We start from the raw sequence: 22169 nt of genomic DNA, 5'->3' as shown, positions 1-22169 counted from the left end.
ATGAGCCTGATCAAAGAAGATTTACAAGATTTACTGCTGAAATTCTGCGAACCGGAAAGCGGCTTGCTGCAGCGGATCGACAGAGAAACTCACCTCAGGGTGCTCATGCCCCGAATGCTCTCCGGACACTACCAGGGACGGGTACTCAGCATGCTCAGCAAACTCATTACTCCAAAACGTATCCTTGAAATCGGCACCTTTACAGGTTATGCCACACTTTGCCTCGCCGAAGGTCTGGCCAATGATGGAATCCTCTATACATTAGATATTAACTTAGAACTGGAAGACAGGGTCCGCGGATATTTTGCGGAATCGCCCTACGAACAGCAGATAAAATATATACTGGGTGATGCCACCCAAACAGTAAACGATCTGGACGAAGTATTTGACCTTGTCTTTATCGATGCTGATAAAAAAAATAATGGAACTTATTACGACCTTATCTTTGACAGGGTAAGGCCAGGGGGACTCATTATAGTAGATAACGTCTTGTGGAGCGGAAAAGTACTCAGCAACCAACAAGACAAAGACACCAGAAACATCAGTACATTTAATGATAAAGTTGCAGCAGATGACCGGGTAGAAAAACTCATTCTGCCCGTCAGAGATGGCTTGTTTATCATCAGAAAAAAGTAAAACAATGAATTTAAAAAACTTATTCCTTAGCTTCCTGACTTTAATTTTACTGGGCACATCAGCCCAAAGCCAGACGATCCAGGACTATGTAGAGGAACACACTGATCACGCACAGGAACTCATGCGCGAATACGACGTCCCGGCAAGCGTCATCTTAGCAGTAGCCATTCATGAATCTGCCGCGGGAAAAAGCAAAGTAGCCCGCCACCTCAACAACCACTTCGGCATCAAAGGTTCCAACAGCAATACAGAAATCAATTCTTCTTACCGCGACTATGAGTCTGCAGACGAATCTTATGACAACTTTGTAGAAGTTTTGCAGAACAGATCATCATTCAATAAACTATTTGATAAGTGCGACCAGTATGATTACGCTGCCTGGGCAAAAGGTATTCAGCGTGGTGGATATGCTGCCAGCAGAACCTGGGCCAAACAGGTAATCGCCATCATCGATAAATATGAACTTTACCAGTATGACGACAGGCCATCAGATTACGCAGAGCCGGTAAAGGTTGCTCCTGTAGCAGTAAAAAAATCACATTACCGTTCGCACGCAGCCAAACGTCACCGCTCTTCTGCCAGGATGTATACAGTTAGAAAGGGTGACAACCTGAACAGGCTCGCCGAAGCACGTGGCACAACAGCAAAAGCATTGATGCGCAAAAACGGATTGAAAAAATCAGCATTGCAACCAGGTCAGAAAATCAGATTCTAATGAACAAATTCGTATTACCGCTCGCCATAGCCATCATTTTCCTCGCTTCCTGTAAGTCGAGACAATACCACAGGAACAACAAGAAAATTGAAAGCGCAGCAAATAAGGCTAATCCTAATTTTAAGGATTTTACGACTCTCACTTATATTGACACCTTTAAAGGGGTAGCGATAGAAGAGATGAATACCTATGGTATTCCCGCAAGTATTACGCTGGCACAGGGAATCATAGAGTCTGGCAGCGGTAACAGCAGTCTTGCAAAATATGCCAATAACCACTTCGGCATCAAATGTACATCGGAATGGAGAGGCAAAGCCTACTATAAGGATGACGACAAAAGCAATGATTGTTTCAGGGTATACAAAGATGCCCGTGATTCTTACAAGGACCATTCGGAGTTTCTAAAGAGAAAACGTTACAGTGCTTTGTTCGAGCTGGATAAAAACGATTATGTAAACTGGGCCAAAGGATTGAAACAGGCGGGTTATGCCACCAATCCAAAATATCCGGACTTACTGATCAATACGATCGAAAAATACCAGCTGCACCAGTACGACCAGCCGGAATCAGAACCTGATAAGATCAAACGTGAGGACAGGGTATTTACAGAGATCAATGCCAATATCCCTAAGGAGACCAAGAAATTCACTCCCGTAGAAACGCCACCCTCAAAACAGGTGATCAATACGACAGATCCTAACTACACTGTTCAGAAAGGTGATACGCTATACAATATTTCCAAAAGATACAACATGACAGTGGATGAGCTGAAAGCATTAAACAACATACAGGATGAAGGCATAAAGATTGGCCAGAAACTTGTAGTAGTTAAATAATGTTAATGTCGCCGCTTTAAACGGGGTCTATTTGTAATTTTACCGGTCAAATGAAACTGTTCAGCCTGTTACTTTTCCTTTTCGCTTTTGCCGGTATTGCCACAGCCCAGAAAAAACCTGTACAGGGCTTTGTCATAGACAGAGAATCCAAGCTGCGCCTGGCAAAAGTATATATTTATAACTCACGCAATGACGAGGGCTTATACAATAATAACAAGGGCGAATTTGCTACTCAGGCTTCAGTAGGTGATACGCTGTTTGCGGCTCTCGAAGGGTATGGAATAGATACACTGATTTACAAGGGCAACAATGCGATATACTTTCAACTCAGGCCTCTGGCTATCCGCCTGCGGGAAGTAGCCATCTTAGGCAAAACGCTTGATCCGCAGCAGCGCTATGAACAAAGGCTGAAAGACTTCAAATATGCTACCGACCGCGGTAGCTCCAAAGATCTGCTCAATATCAGCAACAGGGGCGCCGGACTGGGCATTGATGCGATATACAACCTGCTGAGCCGTAAAGGCCGTAACGCCCGTCATCTGCAGGCCATCCTGGAAAGAGATTATAAGGAAGAGCTGATCGACTACAGGTACAATGCGAAATTCGTTGGCCGCGCATTGAGGATCAAGGATTTTGAACTCGAAGACTATATGCAGCAGTACCGCCCGAGTTACGATTTTGTGCTTACAGCTTCAGATTATGCCTTTATCGTGTTTCTACGCAATAATTACGCTTCGTACAAACGTAATCCAAGGGCATTGAGGCTCAAACCTCTGCCACAGATAAAAATTGAGAATTTATGAGATACTGGGCTGTAACCTGCAGGAGTCTTCCGGCAAGTGCCATGGCCCTGTTCCCTTTTATGCTGTTTAAAGATCCCGGTCAGAAAACACATCCCATCCTGATCAATCACGAAAAAATTCACTTTGTACAGCAGATTGAACTGCTCATTATTCCATTCTATATACTATACTTCTTTTTTTATCTGATCAACCTGATCAGATATAGAAATCACGCTAAGGCTTATTTTAATATCTGTTTTGAAAAGGAAGCTTATGCAAATGAAAGGAATCTGAAGTATTTACAAAATAGAGGATTCTATGCCTGGTTAAGATGTTTCTAAAGGTGATTTTTAACAGATAAACCATTTAGCACTAATATTTTTATATCAATTTAGAGTCTGGTAAGAACATTTTTCTTTTCTTTGTATCAATGAGAGGTCTATATGTAAGTTTATTTTTATTATTCGCCGTTTCTGCACAGGCTGTCGCACAGGAAGTAGATTCAATCCCCGTTAATATCAGGGACATGGATCTTAAACTTAAAAAAAGTCCTCTACCTTCATTAAGGGGGAACATTAACTTCAGACCCGTTGAAATCAATCCCGTAGTGATCAGTTCAAAAGTGAATTACTGGAGAACGACAACTTCCATCGGACTGAACATCAATCAGGCCTCTTTCAGTAACAACTGGACAGGTGGTGGGGTAAACTCCGTTGCTGTTGGTGGACTGGTAAACTACAGGGCTGATTATGTAAAAGATGATTACAGCTATACCAGTGAGCTCAACCTGCAGTATGGTAAAATAAAAAACAAAGACCAGTTACAAAAGAAAAGCCAGGACAGGATATTCTGGGATAACAAGGTCGCCTTTCAATTGTCGAGAACCTGGTATTTCTACGGGGCCTTAACTTTTGAGTCGCAGTTTGACAATGGTTTCTCTTACGATACTGATCCCCTTGGCAACGAACGGGCCACGCTCATCTCTAAATTCATGTCACCTGGATACCTGACAGAATCTGTCGGTCTTGAATATAAACCAGTGAAGTATTTCTCTACAAGGATCGGTTTGGGTACCGCAAAACAAACCTTTGTGCTCGACAATGATAAGCTTGTGGCTGCAGCACTGGCAAGAGACTCCAGTGCTAATATCACTGATAACTACGGCGTACCTGTGGGTGATACCTTTAAAAACGAGGCCGCTTTTCAGCTGACCGCCAACCTGGATAAAGACATCATGTCTAATGTAAACCTGAAACTTAGGTATAACCTTTTCATGCCTTACAATGAGATCGACTATACTTCTCACCGTCTGGATGTAACGCTTACCGCAAAGGTTAACCGTCTGATCAATGTATCAGTTACGGGTGTTGGACTGTACGACAAAAACATTACATCAAAAATCCAGGGAAGTCAGGTTCTGGCCATGGGATTTGCCTTTGTATTCCCTCGCTAAACAGCCGGATACATCAAATTTTAATGTTTGATTGTTATCTAAAATGTTTGCAACTTTGTATACTACTATCATTACAGATTAAGTCATTGACTATCAATTAATAAAACATGTTTGAGAATTTACAGGATAAACTAGACCGTGCGTTTAAGGTTCTAAAAGGACAAGGAAGCATTTCAGAAATCAACGTGGCCGAGACCATGAAAGAAATTCGTAAAGCTTTACTGGATGCCGACGTAAATTATAAAACTGCCAAATCCTTCACTGATGATGTAAAGGAAAAAGCGTTAGGCCTTAACGTACTGACAGCAGTGTCTCCGGGACAATTGCTGACGAAAGTCATGAACGATGAGCTTACTGCCTTAATGGGCGGTGAGGTTACAGAATTAGATCTTAAAACCAATCCTACAATCATACTCATTGCCGGCCTCAATGGTGCGGGTAAAACTACTTTCTCCGGAAAGCTGGCGAACTTCCTGAAAAGCAAGGGTAAAAAACCATTGCTGGTGGCTGGCGACGTATACCGCCCTGCGGCGATCGATCAGTTACAGATCCTGGGCGAGCAGATCGGCGTGCCGGTGTTTGCCAACAAGGACTCTAAAGATCCGGTAGCGATTGCGCTGGAAGGTATTGCTCAAGGTAAAAAAGAACACAACAATGTGATCATCATTGATACTGCCGGTCGTTTAGCGATTGATGAGCAGATGATGAATGAGATCGCAGATGTTAAACTACATACTAAACCGCATGAAATCCTGTTCGTAGTTGATGCCATGACCGGACAGGATGCGGTTAATACTGCAAAAGCTTTTAACGACAGACTTGATTTCACAGGTGTGGTGCTGACCAAATTAGATGGTGATACCCGCGGTGGAGCAGCCCTATCTATCAAATCTGTAGTGAACAAACCGATTAAGTTTGTAGGTACCGGTGAGAAAATGGAAGCGCTGGATGTATTTTATCCAGACAGGATGGCTTCACGTATCCTGGGAATGGGTGATGTGGTTTCCCTGGTTGAACGTGCTCAGGAGCAGTTTGACGAGAAGGAAGCTGCCGAGCTGCAAAAGAAGATCCGTAAGAACAAGTTTGATTTTAACGACTTCTACAATCAGATCCAGCAGATCAAGAAAATGGGTAACATGAAAGACCTGATGGGCATGATTCCCGGCGTAAGCAAAATGATGAAAAATGTGGAGATTGAAGATGATGCTTTTAAGAATGTAGAAGCCATTATTCAGTCGATGACAAAATTCGAACGCGAAAATCCTGACAGCATCCAGCAAAGCAGACGCATGCGTATCGCTAAAGGCTCGGGTAATAAAATCGAAGAGGTAACTAAACTGATCAAACAGTTTGAGGATATGCGTAAGGTGATGAAACAATTCTCTAATCCTGCCGCTGCTGCCAAAATGATGCGCGGAATGCCTAAAATGCCACAGGGAAGAATGTAAAATCTGTCTTCAAAATAATTTAAATCCCGGTTCTTTAACGACCGGGATTTTTTTTGTTCATTTTTTAATTAACAAACAATTTAATATTGAGTTAAATTAGCATCCTATAGATTAACCAGATATGCTGATAAAAACTTATGGCAGCGCCCTTACAGGTGTTGATGCGCTCACAATAATGATCGAAGTAAGTGTGGGTAGCGGGAACAAATATCATATTGTCGGGCTCCCGGACAATGCCGTCAAGGAAAGCCTGAAAAGGATTGAAAGTGCAATACAGTCTTCAGGGCTGAGAATGCCCAGACAGAAAATTGTAGTGAACCTCTCCCCGGCGGCTATCAAGAAGGAGGGTACTGCATATGACCTGCCTATAGCTGTGGGCATATTAGCCGCTTCAGGACAGATACAGACGCAAATGACAGAGCAATTCATGATTGCCGGAGAACTTTCCCTGGACGGCTCTTTACAGCCTGTAAAAGGAGCCTTGCCGATGTCCGTCCAGGCAAAGGCTTCCGGGATAAAGGGCTTTATCCTGCCGGTTCAAAACTCAAGGGAGGCAGCCGTAGTGGAAGGGATGGTTGTTTACGGAATGCAGAGCCTCACAGAGGTCATCTCTTTCTTCAATCAGAAAACTTCGTTTGAACCTACGATTGTCAACACTAAACACGAGTTTCTTAAAAACCTGAACCGGTATGAGCAGGACTTCTCGGATGTGAAAGGGCAGGAAAATATCAAAAGGGCACTGGAAATTGCCGCAGCAGGCGGACACAACATGATCCTCATTGGTCCTCCCGGAGCCGGAAAGACGATGCTGGCCAAGCGGCTGCCCACGATCCTGCCGCCTTTAAACCTGCAGGAAGCATTGGAGACCACAAAAATCCATTCTGTAGCGGGCACACTCAGCGTAGCCGATGCCCTGATGACGGAGCGCCCATACCGCAGTCCGCATCACAGCATTTCTGATGTAGCACTTGGCGGCGGGGGAACAAACCCACAGCCGGGAGAGATCTCCCTGGCACATAATGGCGTCTTGTTCTTGGACGAGCTTCCGGAGTTTAAAAGGACTGTGCTGGAGGTGATGCGTCAGCCATTGGAAGACCGCCGGGTAATAATCTCCAGGGCCCGGCAGAGCGTAGAGTATCCCGCGAGCTTTATGCTGATTGCTTCCATGAACCCCTGCCCATGCGGCTTTTACAATCATCCGCATAAAGAATGCAGCTGCCCGCCGGGGGCAGTTCAGAAATACCTCAGCAGGATATCAGGCCCGCTGCTGGACAGGATCGATCTGCACGTGGAGGTAACACCCGTAGATTTTAATCAGCTTTCTTCGCTGCAGCCCTCCGAAAAAAGTGCTGTCATAAGGAAGCGTGTAATTAAAGCGAGAACATTACAGGATATTCGTTTTGCAGCTAACCCTCAACTGCATTACAATGCACAGATGAGCCCAAATATGGTACGGCAGATTTGCCAGATCAGTACCGAGGGGCGAACGCTGATCAGGAAAGCCATGGAAAAACTGAGTTTATCCGCCCGTGCTTACGACCGGATCCTGAAGGTGTCCCGCACAATTGCGGATATTGAAGGTAGCAGCACGATACAGCTGGAGCATCTGGCAGAAGCGATACACTACCGCAGCCTGGATAGGGATAACTGGGCAGGCTGATGGTTATTCTTCCTCAGCCTCTTCGTCCTCATCTTCAACCTCAGGAACGTAGGCCAGAATCTCTCCGCCGATAGCATTGATCTCTTCATCTTCTTCAAAAAGAGGCAGCGCTGTTTCGGGATCGAGTTTCAGCCATTGCGATTCTGTATCCTTTTGGATCTGGACATACTCTTTGCCGTCTTTAAAAACTACATAGGTATCGTTTCCTTCAGGAAATATAGCGTAGTCAATCTCTCCAATGGTAATATCAAATGGCTCTTGCATACTGCAAATATACTATTTCATCGTTTTTAGCCTGTCAATAAATTCGATAAATTTCTGACTGCCGTAGTTTGCTGCACCAGCTTCATTATACATGATCCTCCCCTGCTTGTCAAAAACAATGGTCGTCGGTAATGACCCCTGAAACAGCACTTCCGGAATTTCACTCGCCACAGCGTGTACAGGTAAACCAAATTTCTTTCTGCCCATAAATTTCTGCGATTTCAGCAAATCCCCATCGGCATCGGCCAGGATAAACACCACATCAGCGTCATTCCTGAATTTCTCGTGAAGCTTATTTACACCCGGCATTTCTGCAATACAGGGTGGGCACCAGGTAGCCCAAAAATTCAGGAAAACCACTTTCCCTTTTAAATCTCCCAGATCGATGATCTTTCCGCTGGCATCTCTAAAGCGGATACCCCTGAGGTCTTTTATCACTGGTACATCCACAGCAGCTGTATCAGGTGAAAATAGTCCTACTTTCATCAGCCCCTGCAACACCATGGCTTTGGCTGTAGGGACAAAAATTATGGCTACAAAAACTGCGATCAGCAATGCATTGACTATATTTTTAACATTAAAGCTTTTTCTCATCTCCGGGCAGCGTTTCTAAAATTAATCTTAATTTGCAATTGCCCAGCCTGGCTGCAGGCTGTAAAAAACAAAGATACGAAAATGAAGAAACATACATGGCCGGCGGTTCAGCCACCGGTAGCAGAACTGATTCCCCAGAAAAGAACTATTCACGGTGATACGGTAACGGATAACTATTACTGGATGATCGACTATTTTAAAGAGGGTCCTAACAGTGAAAAAACGATAGATTATATCAAGTCAGAAAACGCTTATCTGGAAGAGATGATGAGCGGAACGACAAGTTTGCAAGCCGATCTTTTTAAAGAACTGAAAGGCCGTATCAGGGAAAAGGATGAATCTGTACCTGTATTTAAAAACGGCTACTACTATTACTCCAGAACCGAGGAAGGCAAGGAGTATTCTAAATACTGCCGCAAAAAAGACACGCTGGAGTCACCTGAAGAAATCCTGCTGGATATTGATGAATTAGCCAAAGGACACGCCTATTATTCTGCCAGGGGGTATAGTATTAGTCCGGATAATCAATTGCTGGCCTATGGGGTGGACAATGTATCCAGACGTCAGTATACGATCTATATAAAAAATCTCGCTACCGGCGAACTTACAGGTGATGCGATTCCTAATACCGAGGGCGACCCGGTATGGGCAGCAGATAACAACACGATCTTCTATACGGCAAAAAATCCTGAAACGCTGCTCAGTGAAAAGATTCAGAAACACCGTCTGGGAACCGATGCGGGCACTGATCCGGTAGTTTATGAGGAAAAGGATAAATCCAATTACATCGGTCTGGACAAATCAAAATCCGGAAAATATATCTTTATCTACTCCCAGGCTACCCTGTCTTCTGAAGCAAGGATGATCCATGCAGATCAGCCGGATGCAGAATTTAAGGTGTTCCAGCCCCGCACAAAGGATGTCTTGTATTCAGTTGTAGCTCTGCAAGACAAGTTCCTCATCGTGACAAACTGGGAAGCGCAAAACTTCCGCCTGATGGAATGCCCGCCAAATCAGACAGAAAAGGAACACTGGAAAGAGGTAATCCCCCACCGCAGCGATGTGCTGCTGGAGGAAGTAGAAGAATTCAGAGATTTTATCGTGATCTCGGAGCGTAAAAATGGCCTCGCACAGCTGCGCATACGTAACCTGAATGGCCCGGAGCATGATATCGATTTCGGCGAGCCGGCATATACGGCTGCCATCGGATCAAACCCTGACTACAACAGTAAAACGCTGAGGTATATCTACACCTCCATGACTACCCCGGTATCGGTTTATGATTATCACATGGATACAAGGGCAAAAACACTGATGAAACAGCAGGAGGTTGTAGGCGGATACAACAGGGAGGAATATACCACTGAGCGCCTCTATGCTACAGCTACAGATGGCACACAGGTTCCAATCTCGCTGGTCTATAAAAAGGGGCTTAAAAAGGACGGAAACGCGCCTCTGCTATTATACGCCTATGGTTCCTACGGCCACAGTATGGATGCCTCTTTTTCCAGCAATAACCTGAGCCTGCTGAACAGGGGATTTGTGTTTGCCATCGCACATATCCGCGGCGGACAGGAAATGGGCCGCCAGTGGTATGAAGATGGAAAGCTGATGAAAAAGATGAACACCTTTACGGATTTTATCGACTGCGGTAAATTCCTGATTGCTGAAAAATATACAAGTGCTGAACATCTGTATGCCCAGGGAGGAAGCGCAGGTGGCTTGCTCATGGGGGCAATCATCAATCTGCAGCCGGATTTATGGAATGGCGTAATTGCGCAGGTTCCTTTTGTTGATGTGGTAAACACAATGCTGGACGAAAGTATACCACTGACGACCAATGAATTTGACGAGTGGGGAAATCCTAAAAATGCTGATGCTTACCACTACATGAAAAGTTATTCTCCCTATGAAAACATAACAGCAAAAGATTATCCGAATATGCTGGTGACAACGGGACTGCATGACAGCCAGGTACAATATTTTGAACCTGCAAAATGGGTGGCAAAGCTGCGTGCTACAAAGACGGGTAAAAATGTGCTGCTGTTCAAGACAGACATGGATTTCGGCCACGGCGGCGCGTCCGGCAGGTTTGATTACCTCAGGGATATTGCCTTGAACTACGCATTCCTGCTGACACTCGAAGGTATCGGTCAGTAAAAGAAAAAGGCTGACCTCTTTAAAAGAGGTCAGCCTTTTTTGATCAGCAGATATCTGATTAGATCAGCTCAACGCTGCGGTTTACAAATGCTGTTAACTCGGCACCTGTAAGCATCCCCTGCGAAAGCAAGGCTAAATCTACAGCCTGTTTAGCCAAAGCACTCTGCTCCGTAGCATCTTCAGTCTGCAGGATGCGGTTAACCAGTTTGTGGTTTCCGTTAATCGCAACTTTATAGTTGTCAGGCATGCTGCCGTAGAAGCCCATACCGCCACCCATGGCAGCCATATCCTTCATACGTCGCATAAACTCGTCCATCGTTACTGTAACCGGGAACTCTTCAGGGTTAAGGCCAACAATCTCCACCTGGAAGCCTGGCTTAACAATTGCCTTTTCAAAAACTTCTTTCACTTTTGCCGACTGCTCCTCTGTCAACACAGATTCTACAGCTTCATCTTTTTCGATCAGCTTGCTGGCTACGCTTGAATCCACACGCTTCATCAGGGTTTTCTCCAGCTTCTGCTCCAATGAGCTCACAAAGTGATTATCGATAGCTGAGTTCATCAACAATACATCGTAATCTTTTTTGGCGGCCGACTGGATAAAGCTATCCTGCTTTGCAGGATCATTGGTGTAGATATAAACTACCTGTCCGTTTTTATCGGTTTGTACAGGCGCTACTTTCTCACGGTATTCTTCCAGCGTAAAGTGTTCGTTTTTAGTATTAGTCAGTAAAGCAAAGTCTTTCGCTTTATCATAGAACTTCTCTTCGCTCACCATTCCGTATTTTACGAAAAGACCAATATCTCCCCACTTCTCTTCATAAGACTTACGGTCTTTATTGAACAGTTCAGCCAGTTTATCGGCTACTTTCTTGGTGATATAGCTGTTGATCTTTTTAACGTTGCTGTCGGCCTGCAAAAAGCTTCTTGAAACGTTCAGCGGGATATCCGGTGAATCGATTACACCATGCAGCAACATCAGGAATTCAGGTACGATATCTTTCACCTCATCAGTGATAAATACCTGACGGCTGAACAACTTGATTTTGTTGCGTTGCATATCGAAGTCGTTTTTCACTTTCGGGAAGTACAATACTCCTGTCAGGTTAAAGGGATAATCTACATTCAGGTGAATCCAGAATAACGGATCTTCAGAGAAAGGATAAAGCTGTTTGTAGAAATCAAGATAATCCTGGTCTGACAAATCTGCAGGTGCCTTTGTCCAGATCGGCGCAGTAGTATTGATGATGTTATCTACCTCAACAGATACCGTTTTTGGTTTTCCTTCTTCATCCTCACCATCCGGCTCCTGTGTAGTTTTGGTACCGAACTTAATTGGCACAGGCAGGAATTTACCATATTTATCAAGTATCTCTTCAATTTTATGTTTACTCAGGAACTCTTCTGATTCTGCATTGATATGAAGGATGATGTCTGTACCACGTGTCGTACGTGATCCTTCAGTAATTTCATATGAAGTACTTCCGTCACATACCCAGCGGGCAGGCTCTGCACCATCCTGGTAAGATAGGGTTTGTATTTCAACCAGGTCGGCCACCATAAACGCCGAATAAAAACCCAGACCAAACTTACCGATGATCTCATTGGCATCTTTAGCGTCCTTGAACTTCTCTACAAATTCACTGGCACCAGAGAAAGCTACCTGATTGATATATTTTTTGATCTCTTCAGCTGTCATTCCCAGTCCGCTGTCGCTGATCGTGATGGTCTTTTTCTCTTCATCAAGCGCAACCTCAACCAAAGTATCGCCCAACTCCCCGTTAAACTGTCCTAAAGCAGCTAAACGTTTGATTTTTTGTACCGCATCAACCGCATTTGAAACCAATTCTCGCAGAAAAATCTCATTATCTGAATAAAGGAATTTCTTAATAATAGGAAAGATGTTTTCGGTATGTATGGAAATACTCCCTTTTTCTTCTATGCTCATATGTTAACTCATTTTTAAGTACATCAGACCCTTATCAAGGGATGTTCCAAAGTGTTTTTAGTTGTCAAATTGACAGTAAACCTATCAGAAACGTTATCAAATAATATTACAATTGGGTAGCACAGTTCTTCTGTATCTTTGTTACCCAATGGAATATAATGTACATACCCTGCCAAATGGCATCCGCCTGCTTCATGTGCCCTCTGCATCAGCAATCTCTCATGCCTGTATCATTATTAACAGTGGTTCCAGGGACGAAACCGAAACACAATCGGGGCTCGCACATTTTATAGAACACCTGATCTTCAAGCGTACAGAAAAAAGAAATACCAATCAGATCCTGAACCGCCTGGAGAGCGTTGGCGCAGATCTCAATGCCTATACCACCAAAGAATATACCTGTATACACGCATCTTTCCTCCGTCCTTATCTGGACAGAACCCTGGAGTTATTCAATGATATCGTCTTTCACTCTACCTTTCCGGAAGATGAAATGGAAAAAGAAAAAGGGGTAATCCTGGATGAGATTGCTTCCTACCTGGATCAGCCTGAAGAAGCGATTTATGATGATTTCGAGGATCTTGTCTTTGCCGGTCACTCCCTGGGGAGAAACATATTAGGCACCACAGAGAGCGTAAATGCACTTGGTCAGCAGGATATCAAAGACTTTATCGCTGCCAATTACCATACAGACAAAATCGTAATCGCTGTTTTAGGCGACTATACACTGTCCAAAGCAGTGAAGATCTTCTCAAAATATTATGAGGAGATTCCTCAAAACCTGAAGGAGCCAAAAAGAATAGCGCCTGATAAAGCGCCGCTGGTTGTTCGTGCAGATGATAAACCTATCATGCAGGCGCATACCATGATCGGCTCACAGGCATATTCCCTGCATCATCCTTTTAAAACAGGATTGCTACTGCTCAATAACCTGCTATGCGGTACCGGTATGAGTTCTATCCTCAACCTGCAGATCAGGGAAAAATATGGTATTGCCTATAGCATAGAATCCGGGTACAGCCCTCTGAGTGACACCGGTATTTTTACCGTTTACTTTGGCACCGATAAAGAAAAGACAGACAGGGCACAGGCACTTATCTACAAAGAGTTTAAAAAGATCAGGGAAAAGCCATTAACCGAACTGCAGCTGCAGAAGGCCAAAAATAAATTTATCGGGCAGATTGCCCTCGGCGAAGAAAATAGGATCGGACTGATCATCTCTATGGCAAAAAGCCTGATCGACTACAACAGGATAGACAGCCTGGAAACGGTATTCAGAAAAATTGAAGACGTGAGTACCAGCGAGATGGCAGAAATTGCTGATGAAATACTGGATGAAAATAAATTGAGTGTGCTGACGTTTTCCCCTTTAGGCTAATAATAGTACTTTTGTAATCTAAAAATATAAGTAGATGAAATTATCGATTGTAGCATATGGGGATCCTGTTCTCAGGAAAGTCTGTGTAGACATTGACAAAGATTACCCGGAATTACAAAAACTGATTGCAGACATGTTTGATACCATGTACGCAGCAAGTGGCGTTGGATTGGCGGCACCTCAGATTGGATTGCCTATCAGATTGTTCATCGTTGACTGCGGTGAGAATGAAGACGGTACTCCGGGCTATAAGCAGGTATTCATCAATGCAACCATCCTGGAAGAAACAGGCGAGCCCTGGGCATTTACAGAAGGCTGTTTAAGTATTCCTGAAATCAGGGAAGACGTAATGCGTAAACCTAATGTTCGTGTACAGTACTATGATGAAAACTGGGAACTGAAGGAAGAAGAGTTGACAGGAATGCCTGCACGTGTTGTACAGCATGAATATGATCATATACAAGGTAAACTGTTTACAGATACGCTGAGCCTGCTTCGCAAAAGGATGCTGAAGGGTAAACTGGATTCAATTTCAAGAGGCGAAGTTCGTGCAGATTACAAAATGAAATTCCCGCAGCAGCGCAGAAAACGCTAGTTGCTGCTCTGCCTGCTTTTATCACCGTTAAAGATCTGCTGCATCAGTTTACCCCATCCAAATGGGTTTAGCAGCGGATTTCCCTGTACCAGGTTCCGGTTGAGTTCTCTTTCCTGATCCATGCGGAAGTTCATTCCCGAGATCTCCCCGGCATCCCTTGGGAGATTTTGGATCATGCCATTGATAGAACGTCCTGACAGGTTTTTCCTGGCGATCTCCATATCATCATCGGCAATCTTCAATGCCAGAAAATCTTTGGTAAATTCTTCTACCGTAGCCCATGGATAGATCCTTACGGCGGGCAGATAGACAATCTCCGATTTCATCTTTACCATCTTGGTGTATTTCACATCCCTGATGTCTGCAGGGATAGTAATGACTTTATCGGTATACCCAATAGCATTGTACAAGAGGGTATCACCAGGATGCGCCACAAAGGAGAAAAATCCTTTGTAGTTTGCCCCATAGCGTTGGTCTTTATTGGATTTGTTGGTTATGGTTACGTAAGGCACCACAAAACTACTATCCATGTCTGTAATAATCCCTGAAAACTGAATCACAGCTTTCCCGGCAGGCGATTGCTGAGCAAACAGTCCTGTGGCAAAGAGAATGAAAATCAGGGTGAAAGTGTATTTCATCAGGTAAAAATAGCTGTAATTCTTACAGTGGCTAGTTAAATAGTGTTAAATGGATTTAAACCGGCTCCGATAAGTTAACAGCTTCAACAGCAGTAATTTCTGGTACAGCTTTCATAATAGCTTGTTCAATTCCTGCTTTCATCGTCATAAAGCTCATTTTGCAGGTTCCGCAGTTCCCCAATAATCTCAATTTTACAACCAGTTCAGGTGTAATCTCTTCTATAGCTACATCTCCCCCGTCTGCAATCAGATAAGGGCGGATGGTTTCTAGTGCTTGTTCAACTTGTTGTGTAATATCCATGATATATTTTAAAATATAAATTTAGTAATTTTTTAGCAATTCGCTGGAAGTGCGTTATTTATTGAGACCTGCTGCGCAATTTTTCCGGCAATCTCAGCAAAGGCCGCTGCAGTCTTACTCTCTTTATTCAGCGCAATAGGCGTACCACTATCTCCACCCTCTGTAATGCCCTGAACAATAGGTATTTCACCCAGGAATGGTACATCAAAAGTGCTGGCAAGGTTTTTTCCTCCATCTTTGCCAAAGATATAATACTTATTGTCAGGCAATTCTTCCGGGGTAAAATAAGCCATATTCTCTATTACCCCCAGCACGGGAATATTTATACTCGGCATTTTAAACATGGCCAGACCTTTTCTTGTGTCAGCAAGGGCAACCTGTTGCGGTGTGGTTACAATAACCGCTCCGGCAATAGGGAAACTCTGTGTGATGGTGATATGGATATCACCTGTTCCCGGTGGAAGATCCACAATCAGGTAATCCAGCTCACCCCAGTCGGCATCATTAAACAATTGCTTGATGGCATTGGAAGCCATTGGTCCACGCCATGGCACAGGCTGGTCAGGATCTGCAAAGAATCCCAGCGACAATAACTTAATGCCATATTTTTCTATGGGCAGGATGAGTGTTTTTCCCTCTGCAGTTTCCCTGGCACTGGGCTTGGCACCCACCAGGCCAAACATCGTTGGTACCGAAGGACCATAAATATCGGCATCAATCAAACCAACCTTTGCACCATCTGCAGCCAGAGTAACGGCCAGATTACTGGCAACGGTAGATTTACCTACGCCTCCCTTGCCAGAAGAAACAAGGATGATATTTTTGATGGCGGCCAGCTGTGTGGTATCCACAGGCTTGGTCACTCTTGAAGTAATATTGATGTGTACATCTGCATCCTGGGCCACAAAATATTTAATGGCATTCAAACATGCATTTTTTAGCATGTCTTTCATCGGACATGCAGGGGTAGTCAGTTCAAGGGTAAAACTAATTTTTTTATCTTCAATCGTCAGGTCCTTGATCATATTCAATGTAACCAGATCCTTTTTAAAATCAGGGTCTTCTACATTTCTCAGGGCGGCCAAAACTTGTTCGCTACTAATTTCCATTGCTCAAAATTAACAAAAGGACCGTACAATTAATTGATTTTAGGCTTTTTAAGTGTAATTTTAACACGAAATAAACATTTGCATTTGACGTTAAGCAACTAAACATCTATTTTACAGCATGCATCTTCCAAAAATAAACATTCCTAAAAAGTACATCAAAGTTGGTGCATGGGTTATAGGGATACTGCTCGTCGCTTTTATCATCCTGGGTTCTGTTGCCTACAGTAAACGCGAAGCGCTGCTTCAGAAAATGGTGGCAAAGGCGATAAAAAAAGCAAATGACGACTATGGCCTTGACGTAAAAATCGGGAAGGCAGGCTTTAGCGGGCTTTCTACCGTGTCCATGCAAAACATCTCCGTAGTACCGAAAGACCGCGATACACTCACTACCATTGCAGACCTCGCTATTGGGGTAAAACTCTTCCCCCTGCTTGTAGGAAATGTAAATATCGCTGAGCTGAAGCTCAACACCGGAAAGCTCAGCATCGTCCTTAAAGACAGTCTGACCAACCTGGATTTTATCCTGAAGCGCAAAAAAAAGGATAGCCCCGAGAAAACTACCAAAACTGACCTGAGTGAGCTAGCCCACGACCTGCTGAACCAGGTACTGGACAAAATTCCTGAAGATATGGAGATGAAAAACCTCCTGTTTACACTCAATGATAATGATACGGCAAAACTGAGCCTGCTCACCACCTCAGCCATCATAGATGACGGTGACCTGAAATCGACTATCCTGGTAAATAACGATGAATCTACCTGGCATGTCAATGGAAAGATCAAACCTTCACGCCAGCAGATGGACGTGATATTTTTTGCTGATAAGAAAAAAGTTGAACTTCCCTACCTGAATAACAAGCTGCATGCAAAGCTCAGCTTTGACACCATAAGAACAGAATTGAAGAATGCCGCCTACAGTGGTGATAATTATAAGATCACGGGCTCCTGGTCGATCAAAAATCTACTGATCAACCACCCTAAGATCGCTGCTAATGATATTATTGTAAAAGATGCCAAAATAGATGCCGACATGTTGGTGGGGCCAAACTTTGTGGCTCTGGACAGTAGTTCAACTGTATTTTTAAAAGATGCAACCTTTCATCCCTATCTGAAATATACCTTATCCCCAAATAAGATCTATGAGCTTAAGATGCATGCCGACGAGCAGGATGCCCAGGCGATGATCAATGCCTTCCCTGTCGGCCTCTTTGAGTCTCTGGAAGGGTTACAGGTTAAGGGCAAGGTGAAGTACGACCTGAACTTTTATCTGGATAGCAGCATTCCGGACAGTCTTAAATTTAGTTCTGCCCTTACCCCATACGATTTTAAGATCGTTAAGCTGGGCAAAACGGACCTTCAGAAGATCAATAGTGTGTTCGTTTACACGCCTTACGAACGCGGAAAACCGATGCGCGATATCACCATCGGGCCGTCCAACCCAAATTTCACTCCTCTTTCCGAGATTTCCAGCAATTTCAAAAATGCGCTGCTCACCTCTGAAGATCCTTCGTTTTTTACACATCACGGCTTTGTGGAGGAATCCATCCGCAAGTCGTTCGTCATCAATTTCCAAAAGAAAAAGTTTGTCAGGGGTGGTAGTACCATCTCGATGCAGCTGGTGAAAAATGTCTTTCTGAGCAGGAATAAAACGCTGGCCCGTAAGGCCGAAGAGATCCTGATTGTTTGGCTGATTGAAAACAACCGCCTGGTCAGCAAGCAGCGGATGCTGGAAGTATATTTCAATATCATCGAAATGGGAAGAAACATTTATGGTATTGGTGAGGCATCACGTCAGTATTTTGGAAAAAGCCCCTCAGAACTCAATATCGGCGAAGGGATATTCCTGGCCAACATTGTTCCCAACCCTAAAATTGCGATGTTTAAATTCCAGGGGGATGGCAGTCTCAAAGAGTACATGCTGCCTTACTTCAGGTATATGGGCAGGATCATGGCCCGTCGTGGTCTTACGCCTGCAGACACCAGCGGATATGGCTTTTACAACGTGAGGTTACGCGAAGGCTTGCGCCAGTATCTTCTTCCTGATTCTGCAAAAGTGGATACTACGGGTTTCGACGATGGTGACGCCTCAACTGAGCCTGTAAAAATGCAGGATGAATCGAAAAACCTGTTCGACAGGCTGTTTGGCAGATCTAAAAAGGATACCGTCAGCAGAAACCTGGGCCTGGAGGATACGGTCAAGAAATCAAAAAAGGACTTGCGCCGGGAGCGCCGTGAACAGCGCCGCCTGGAAAAAGAAAAGGAAAAACTGTTAAATTAAGTTCGCTAAAGAAAGATGAAGAATCATATAGAGGTTGGAGATAAGCGATTTGAGCTGTTCATTGAAAACGATAGTATTGCCAAAAGAACCCGTTTGATCGGTACAGAGCTCAACGTGGATTACGAAGCCCTCTGCCCCGTATTCATTGGGGTATTAAATGGAAGTTTCCTATTCATGGCAGACCTGCTCAAAGAAATGGAGATCCCATGTGAAGTAGGTTTCATCAGGGTAGCCTCTTATGCAGGAACTGCCAGCACAGGAGCCGTTAAGGAAGTATTTGGCATCTCCAACGACCTGAAAGGGCGCCATATCATCCTCGTAGAGGATATTGTAGATACCGGCTTTACGCTGAAGTTCATCCTGGAGAAAGTTTATGCCCAGGAGCCGGCGTCAGTACGCGTATGCTCCCTGTTATACAAGCCTGAGGCGATCCGGCATCCGATTGAAGAGCTGGAATACATAGGTTTTGAAATCCCCAATGAATTCGTCGTGGGTTATGGCCTTGACTACGATGGCCTGGGACGAAATCTCACAGACATCTACCGTGTTATCCCCGATAACATTTCCTTAACCTGATTCCCGTAAATTTTTCACAAATTTGCAGAAACATATTTCATACCTGATGACAATACATAAAGAAGGTTATACCACTATAGCCGTTTCATTACTTTTCATTTTTATTCTGAACGCTATTATCGATTACAGATTTGCTGACGTTACCTGGTTAAGGTGGGCAGGCTATCTGGTTTCATTTGCACTCTTTATCACCGTACTTCAGTTTTTCAGGAATCCATCCCGTTCATTTGTCAACGGAAACAATCTCGTGATCTGCCCTGCTGACGGCAAGGTTGTAGTAATAGAAGAAACTACAGAAGGTGAATATTTCAAAGATAAAAGACTCCAGGTATCCATTTTCATGTCGCCTGTGAACGTACATATCAACAGAAATCCAATCTCAGGAGTAGTAAAGTTTTTCAAATATCATCCCGGAAAATATCTTGCTGCATGGAATCCTAAATCATCTACCGAAAACGAGCGCACTACAGTCGTTGTAGAGCACGAAAACGGAACGCCGGTACTCTTCAGACAAATCGCCGGAGCCTTAGCCAGAAGGATTGTATGGTACGTTAAAGAAGGTGATGTCGTGGAGCAGAGCAAAGAATTTGGATTTATCAAATTTGGCTCCAGAGTGGATATATTCCTGCCTGTGGGTACAAAGGTTAACCTGGAACTTAATCAGGTCGTAAAAGGCGGGATTACGGTCCTTGCTGAACTCGCATAGTTTTTATTAAAGCAGCCGGAGATCTCCTGGCTGCGCTGAAAAAAAGAACCCCCTTTTTCAATGCTGCATTAATTTGCTACGCAAAAGAACGCCAGGCATCGAAAAAGGGGTTTCTTTTTTTCCGGAATATTCTGTAGCATGATGGCCTTTCATATTGTATATGAAAACATGCCAAATTTCAGCACAGAACGCTCATATTGTATATGCATCATGCTTATCCAAATGGCTTATCCATCATGCTATATGCACCCTGCCCCGGACAAACCCCAGGAGAAACTGGAAAAAATTGGTTGTGCTTTGGTGATGCCTAGCGTTCTTTTGCGCAGCAAATTAATGCAGCATCACCAAAGCACAACCAATTTTTCCAAATTTTGACCAACAAAAAAACCTCCCCAACACTGTCGGGAAGGCCTATATATTTTTCGTAAAGAATTAAACTCTCTTAGACTTAATACGAGCTGCTTTACCTGTTAACTCACGAAGATAGAACAATTTAGCTCTACGTACTTTACCGTGGCTGTTAACTTCAATTTTAGCAATGTTAGGCGAATTGATTGGGAAGATACGCTCTACTCCAACACCATTGGACATTTTACGAACTGTAAACGTCTCATTAGCACCTACGCTGTTACGTTGTAATACTACGCCCTGGTAAATTTGAACACGTTCTTTATTACCTTCGCGAATTTTATAGTGAACACTCACTGTATCTCCTGATTTGAATGCAGGAAACTCGTTCTTTGCGATTACCTGCTCTTCAACAAATTTTACTAAATCCATGATTTTAAGCTATTAAGCCGACTTTTTTCTGTTTAAAATCGGACTGCAATATTAGGAAATATATTTTAGAAAAAAAAGTGATTTTTGTTTTTTTCCACATTCTTTTAAAAATCCACATTCTTTTCAAACGGAGAACCTGCTTTAAATATAATCAGGATCTCTGTTTTTCACCCTTAAACAACTGGGTGAGGCTTTTACCTGTGATTTTTACGTTGATCAGCGTATCACTTTCTATTCCGAATAATATTTCAAGCTGTTTAACTTTTTCATAGGGAATATCCTGACGGTCTCCCATTTTTATTCTTCGGTAATTATGAAACGTGTTCATAGAAACATCAAGGACCAAGGGTATGGTTTTCATCGCAAATTTGTATTCCCTGATCGTCAGATTGTCTAAGAAAGCATTAATTTTATACTTTTCCATATTTTCATTCATCTCCATTGAAATTATTTTTAACATACATCAGTGCCCTGAAATCACACTCAGGAAACAGTTTCGTAAATATATAAATAATTACATGTAAAAATAAAATAAAGGAAAAGAAATTACTTCAGACAGAAATAAACCCAGTACGGGGTAACCAAAAAGTTGCCTGATAAAGATAATAGAAAAAGAATTATAGCGTTTAATCTTCCAGCAAATCCGGACGGAGCCTCTGAGTACGCGCCAGAGCCATTTCATGGCGCCAGTTATTGATCCTGGATTCGTGCCCGCTTAAAAGAATTTCCGGAACGAGATGCCCCTTCCAGTCGGCCGGACGTGTATAAATTGGCGCATCCAGCAAACCACCCTGAAAACTGTCAGACAGGGCCGACGTCTCGTCATTTAATACGCCCGGGATCAACCTTACAATCGCATCCACCAGTACCGCAGCAGGCAGCTCTCCCCCCGATAACACATAATCTCCGATAGATATTTCCCGCGTCACATAGATATCCCTGATCCGCTGATCTATCCCCTTATAGTGACCGCACAGGATGATCACATTTTTAAGTCCTGACAACTCATTTGCCATCGACTGGTTCAGCGTAACCCCGTCAGGACTCATAAAGATGATCTCATCATAGGTTCTCTGCTCCTGTAGCGCTTCAATACACCTCGCGAAAGGTTCTATAGACATCACCATTCCACTGCCTCCACCGTACGGATAATCATCCACGCTACGCTGTTTGTTGGTAGAATAATCCCGGAGGCTATGAACCACGATCTCCGCAATTCCTTTGGTCTGGGCCCTTTGCAGAATAGAATGCGCAAAAGGACTTTGCAGCAGGTCGGGCAGTACAGTGATGATATCGAAACGCATAAGCTTAA

23 protein-coding genes are annotated in these 22169 nt (G+C 43.7%); 14 read left to right on the top strand and 9 right to left on the bottom strand.

All coding sequences use genetic code 11. The annotated features are described in order from the left end of the window. The 8 genes from OQY15_RS05560 (at position 1) to OQY15_RS05525 (ending at position 7530) form a co-directional block, all read left to right on the top strand. Positions 1-636: an O-methyltransferase gene (locus tag OQY15_RS05560; protein ID WP_265788780.1), complete on the top strand. Its 636-nt coding sequence runs from the start codon at positions 1-3 to the stop codon at positions 634-636. Positions 637-640: 4 nt separating this feature from the next. After that, positions 641-1351, top strand: a complete 711-nt coding sequence (locus OQY15_RS05555; RefSeq protein ID WP_265788774.1) for a glucosaminidase domain-containing protein — start codon at positions 641-643, stop codon at positions 1349-1351. Then, positions 1351-2187 carry a glucosaminidase domain-containing protein gene (locus OQY15_RS05550; RefSeq protein ID WP_265788752.1) on the top strand — a complete coding sequence of 279 codons (837 nt, stop codon included), beginning with the start codon at positions 1351-1353 and terminating at the stop codon, positions 2185-2187. The genes OQY15_RS05555 and OQY15_RS05550 overlap by 1 nt, the downstream gene beginning before the upstream one ends. Positions 2188-2237: 50 nt before the next feature. Beyond that, positions 2238-2990, top strand: a complete 753-nt coding sequence (locus OQY15_RS05545) for a hypothetical protein (protein WP_265788750.1) — start codon at positions 2238-2240, stop codon at positions 2988-2990. Continuing rightward, positions 2987-3310: a hypothetical protein gene (locus OQY15_RS05540; RefSeq protein ID WP_265788748.1), complete on the top strand. Its 324-nt coding sequence runs from the start codon at positions 2987-2989 to the stop codon at positions 3308-3310. The genes OQY15_RS05545 and OQY15_RS05540 overlap by 4 nt, the downstream gene beginning before the upstream one ends. A gap of 89 nt (positions 3311-3399) precedes the next feature. After that, positions 3400-4422: a DUF3078 domain-containing protein gene (locus tag OQY15_RS05535; RefSeq protein ID WP_265788746.1), complete on the top strand. Its 1023-nt coding sequence runs from the start codon at positions 3400-3402 to the stop codon at positions 4420-4422. 107 nt (positions 4423-4529) lie between these two features. Beyond that, on the top strand, positions 4530-5870 hold the full coding sequence (gene ffh, locus OQY15_RS05530) for a signal recognition particle protein (RefSeq protein ID WP_265788744.1): 1341 nt from the start codon (positions 4530-4532) through the stop codon (positions 5868-5870). 121 nt (positions 5871-5991) lie between these two features. Then, the gene (locus OQY15_RS05525; RefSeq protein WP_265788742.1) at positions 5992-7530 is read left to right on the top strand and encodes a YifB family Mg chelatase-like AAA ATPase; all 1539 of its coding nucleotides are present in this window, start codon (positions 5992-5994) and stop codon (positions 7528-7530) included. Between the two features lie 3 nt (positions 7531-7533). On the opposite strand, the gene OQY15_RS05520 is transcribed toward OQY15_RS05525, so the two are convergent. Together OQY15_RS05520 and OQY15_RS05515 are read right to left on the bottom strand one after the other, a co-directional pair. Next, entirely contained in the window at positions 7534-7794 is a 261-nt protein-coding gene (locus OQY15_RS05520) for a hypothetical protein (RefSeq protein WP_265788740.1), read from the bottom strand. A gap of 12 nt (positions 7795-7806) precedes the next feature. Next, entirely contained in the window at positions 7807-8388 is a 582-nt protein-coding gene (locus OQY15_RS05515; protein WP_265788738.1) for a TlpA disulfide reductase family protein, read from the bottom strand. Between the two features lie 81 nt (positions 8389-8469). Between OQY15_RS05515 and OQY15_RS05510 the strand changes: the two genes are divergently transcribed. Continuing rightward, the gene (locus OQY15_RS05510) at positions 8470-10548 is read left to right on the top strand and encodes a S9 family peptidase (RefSeq protein WP_265788736.1); all 2079 of its coding nucleotides are present in this window, start codon (positions 8470-8472) and stop codon (positions 10546-10548) included. A gap of 58 nt (positions 10549-10606) precedes the next feature. Here OQY15_RS05510 and htpG read toward each other — a convergent pair whose 3' ends face one another. Beyond that, on the bottom strand, positions 10607-12496 hold the full coding sequence (gene htpG / locus OQY15_RS05505) for a molecular chaperone HtpG (RefSeq protein ID WP_265788733.1): 1890 nt from the start codon (positions 12494-12496) through the stop codon (positions 10607-10609). A 148-nt stretch (positions 12497-12644) separates the two neighbouring features. Here htpG and OQY15_RS05500 point away from each other — a divergent pair, with 148 nt between their 5' ends. Continuing rightward, the gene (locus tag OQY15_RS05500) at positions 12645-13874 is read left to right on the top strand and encodes a pitrilysin family protein (RefSeq protein WP_265788731.1); all 1230 of its coding nucleotides are present in this window, start codon (positions 12645-12647) and stop codon (positions 13872-13874) included. Between the two features lie 34 nt (positions 13875-13908). After that, entirely contained in the window at positions 13909-14469 is a 561-nt protein-coding gene (gene def / locus OQY15_RS05495) for a peptide deformylase (protein ID WP_265788729.1), read from the top strand. Here the strand turns inward: def and OQY15_RS05490 are convergent. The 3 genes from OQY15_RS05490 to OQY15_RS05480 are packed head-to-tail and all read right to left on the bottom strand — an operon-like array spanning position 14466 to position 16517. Then, positions 14466-15107 carry a hypothetical protein gene (locus OQY15_RS05490; RefSeq protein ID WP_265788727.1) on the bottom strand — a complete coding sequence of 214 codons (642 nt, stop codon included), beginning with the start codon at positions 15105-15107 and terminating at the stop codon, positions 14466-14468. The two genes, def and OQY15_RS05490, sit on opposite strands and share 4 nt — an antisense overlap. Before the next feature lie 55 nt (positions 15108-15162). Beyond that, the gene (locus OQY15_RS05485; protein WP_265788725.1) at positions 15163-15408 is read right to left on the bottom strand and encodes a NifU family protein; all 246 of its coding nucleotides are present in this window, start codon (positions 15406-15408) and stop codon (positions 15163-15165) included. 32 nt (positions 15409-15440) lie between these two features. Further along, positions 15441-16517, bottom strand: coding sequence for an Mrp/NBP35 family ATP-binding protein (locus OQY15_RS05480; protein ID WP_265788723.1), 1077 nt, complete (start codon positions 16515-16517; stop codon positions 15441-15443). 118 nt (positions 16518-16635) lie between these two features. Between OQY15_RS05480 and OQY15_RS05475 the strand changes: the two genes are divergently transcribed. From OQY15_RS05475 to OQY15_RS05465, 3 genes are read left to right on the top strand one after another with little or no spacing between them, the layout of a single operon-like run. Further along, positions 16636-18795, top strand: a complete 2160-nt coding sequence (locus OQY15_RS05475; RefSeq protein WP_265788721.1) for a biosynthetic peptidoglycan transglycosylase — start codon at positions 16636-16638, stop codon at positions 18793-18795. Between the two features lie 15 nt (positions 18796-18810). Then, positions 18811-19371 (top strand): hypoxanthine phosphoribosyltransferase, encoded by a 561-nt coding sequence (hpt, locus tag OQY15_RS05470; protein ID WP_265788719.1) that lies wholly within the window; start codon positions 18811-18813, stop codon positions 19369-19371. Between the two features lie 46 nt (positions 19372-19417). Continuing rightward, the gene (locus OQY15_RS05465) at positions 19418-20077 is read left to right on the top strand and encodes a phosphatidylserine decarboxylase family protein (RefSeq protein WP_265788713.1); all 660 of its coding nucleotides are present in this window, start codon (positions 19418-19420) and stop codon (positions 20075-20077) included. A gap of 432 nt (positions 20078-20509) precedes the next feature. Here OQY15_RS05465 and rplS read toward each other — a convergent pair whose 3' ends face one another. The 3 genes from rplS to trmD all read right to left on the bottom strand — a co-directional run bounded on the left by rplS (position 20510) and on the right by trmD (position 22161). After that, positions 20510-20857 (bottom strand): 50S ribosomal protein L19, encoded by a 348-nt coding sequence (gene rplS / locus OQY15_RS05460; protein ID WP_041883657.1) that lies wholly within the window; start codon positions 20855-20857, stop codon positions 20510-20512. 151 nt (positions 20858-21008) lie between these two features. After that, positions 21009-21299, bottom strand: coding sequence for a hypothetical protein (locus OQY15_RS05455; protein WP_265788699.1), 291 nt, complete (start codon positions 21297-21299; stop codon positions 21009-21011). Positions 21300-21483: 184 nt separating this feature from the next. Beyond that, a complete protein-coding gene (trmD, locus tag OQY15_RS05450; RefSeq protein WP_265788697.1) occupies positions 21484-22161 on the bottom strand; it encodes a tRNA (guanosine(37)-N1)-methyltransferase TrmD in 678 nt (225 codons plus the stop codon). Between the last annotated feature and the right edge of the window lie 8 nt (positions 22162-22169).

Origin of the sequence: Pedobacter sp. MC2016-15 (assembly GCF_026239695.1) — a bacterium.
Lineage (GTDB): Bacteria > Bacteroidota > Bacteroidia > Sphingobacteriales > Sphingobacteriaceae > Pedobacter.
This window is presented reverse-complemented; position numbering and strand designations above follow the sequence as displayed.

What these genes read in the sequence shown, in the direction of transcription:
- OQY15_RS05560 (WP_265788780.1), top strand. Translation starts at nt 1, where the DNA reads ATGAGCCTGATCAAAGAAGATTTACAAGATTTACTGCTGAAATTCTGC.
- OQY15_RS05555 (WP_265788774.1), top strand. Translation starts at nt 641, where the DNA reads ATGAATTTAAAAAACTTATTCCTTAGCTTCCTGACTTTAATTTTACTG.
- OQY15_RS05550 (WP_265788752.1), top strand. Translation starts at nt 1,351, where the DNA reads ATGAACAAATTCGTATTACCGCTCGCCATAGCCATCATTTTCCTCGCT.
- OQY15_RS05545 (WP_265788750.1), top strand. Translation starts at nt 2,238, where the DNA reads ATGAAACTGTTCAGCCTGTTACTTTTCCTTTTCGCTTTTGCCGGTATT.
- OQY15_RS05540 (WP_265788748.1), top strand. Translation starts at nt 2,987, where the DNA reads ATGAGATACTGGGCTGTAACCTGCAGGAGTCTTCCGGCAAGTGCCATG.
- OQY15_RS05535 (WP_265788746.1), top strand. Translation starts at nt 3,400, where the DNA reads ATGAGAGGTCTATATGTAAGTTTATTTTTATTATTCGCCGTTTCTGCA.
- ffh (WP_265788744.1), top strand. Translation starts at nt 4,530, where the DNA reads ATGTTTGAGAATTTACAGGATAAACTAGACCGTGCGTTTAAGGTTCTA.
- OQY15_RS05525 (WP_265788742.1), top strand. Translation starts at nt 5,992, where the DNA reads ATGCTGATAAAAACTTATGGCAGCGCCCTTACAGGTGTTGATGCGCTC.
- OQY15_RS05520 (WP_265788740.1), bottom strand. Translation starts at nt 7,794, where the DNA reads ATGCAAGAGCCATTTGATATTACCATTGGAGAGATTGACTACGCTATA.
- OQY15_RS05515 (WP_265788738.1), bottom strand. Translation starts at nt 8,388, where the DNA reads ATGAGAAAAAGCTTTAATGTTAAAAATATAGTCAATGCATTGCTGATC.
- OQY15_RS05510 (WP_265788736.1), top strand. Translation starts at nt 8,470, where the DNA reads ATGAAGAAACATACATGGCCGGCGGTTCAGCCACCGGTAGCAGAACTG.
- htpG (WP_265788733.1), bottom strand. Translation starts at nt 12,496, where the DNA reads ATGAGCATAGAAGAAAAAGGGAGTATTTCCATACATACCGAAAACATC.
- OQY15_RS05500 (WP_265788731.1), top strand. Translation starts at nt 12,645, where the DNA reads ATGGAATATAATGTACATACCCTGCCAAATGGCATCCGCCTGCTTCAT.
- def (WP_265788729.1), top strand. Translation starts at nt 13,909, where the DNA reads ATGAAATTATCGATTGTAGCATATGGGGATCCTGTTCTCAGGAAAGTC.
- OQY15_RS05490 (WP_265788727.1), bottom strand. Translation starts at nt 15,107, where the DNA reads ATGAAATACACTTTCACCCTGATTTTCATTCTCTTTGCCACAGGACTG.
- OQY15_RS05485 (WP_265788725.1), bottom strand. Translation starts at nt 15,408, where the DNA reads ATGGATATTACACAACAAGTTGAACAAGCACTAGAAACCATCCGCCCT.
- OQY15_RS05480 (WP_265788723.1), bottom strand. Translation starts at nt 16,517, where the DNA reads ATGGAAATTAGTAGCGAACAAGTTTTGGCCGCCCTGAGAAATGTAGAA.
- OQY15_RS05475 (WP_265788721.1), top strand. Translation starts at nt 16,636, where the DNA reads ATGCATCTTCCAAAAATAAACATTCCTAAAAAGTACATCAAAGTTGGT.
- hpt (WP_265788719.1), top strand. Translation starts at nt 18,811, where the DNA reads ATGAAGAATCATATAGAGGTTGGAGATAAGCGATTTGAGCTGTTCATT.
- OQY15_RS05465 (WP_265788713.1), top strand. Translation starts at nt 19,418, where the DNA reads ATGACAATACATAAAGAAGGTTATACCACTATAGCCGTTTCATTACTT.
- rplS (WP_041883657.1), bottom strand. Translation starts at nt 20,857, where the DNA reads ATGGATTTAGTAAAATTTGTTGAAGAGCAGGTAATCGCAAAGAACGAG.
- OQY15_RS05455 (WP_265788699.1), bottom strand. Translation starts at nt 21,299, where the DNA reads ATGGAGATGAATGAAAATATGGAAAAGTATAAAATTAATGCTTTCTTA.
- trmD (WP_265788697.1), bottom strand. Translation starts at nt 22,161, where the DNA reads ATGCGTTTCGATATCATCACTGTACTGCCCGACCTGCTGCAAAGTCCT.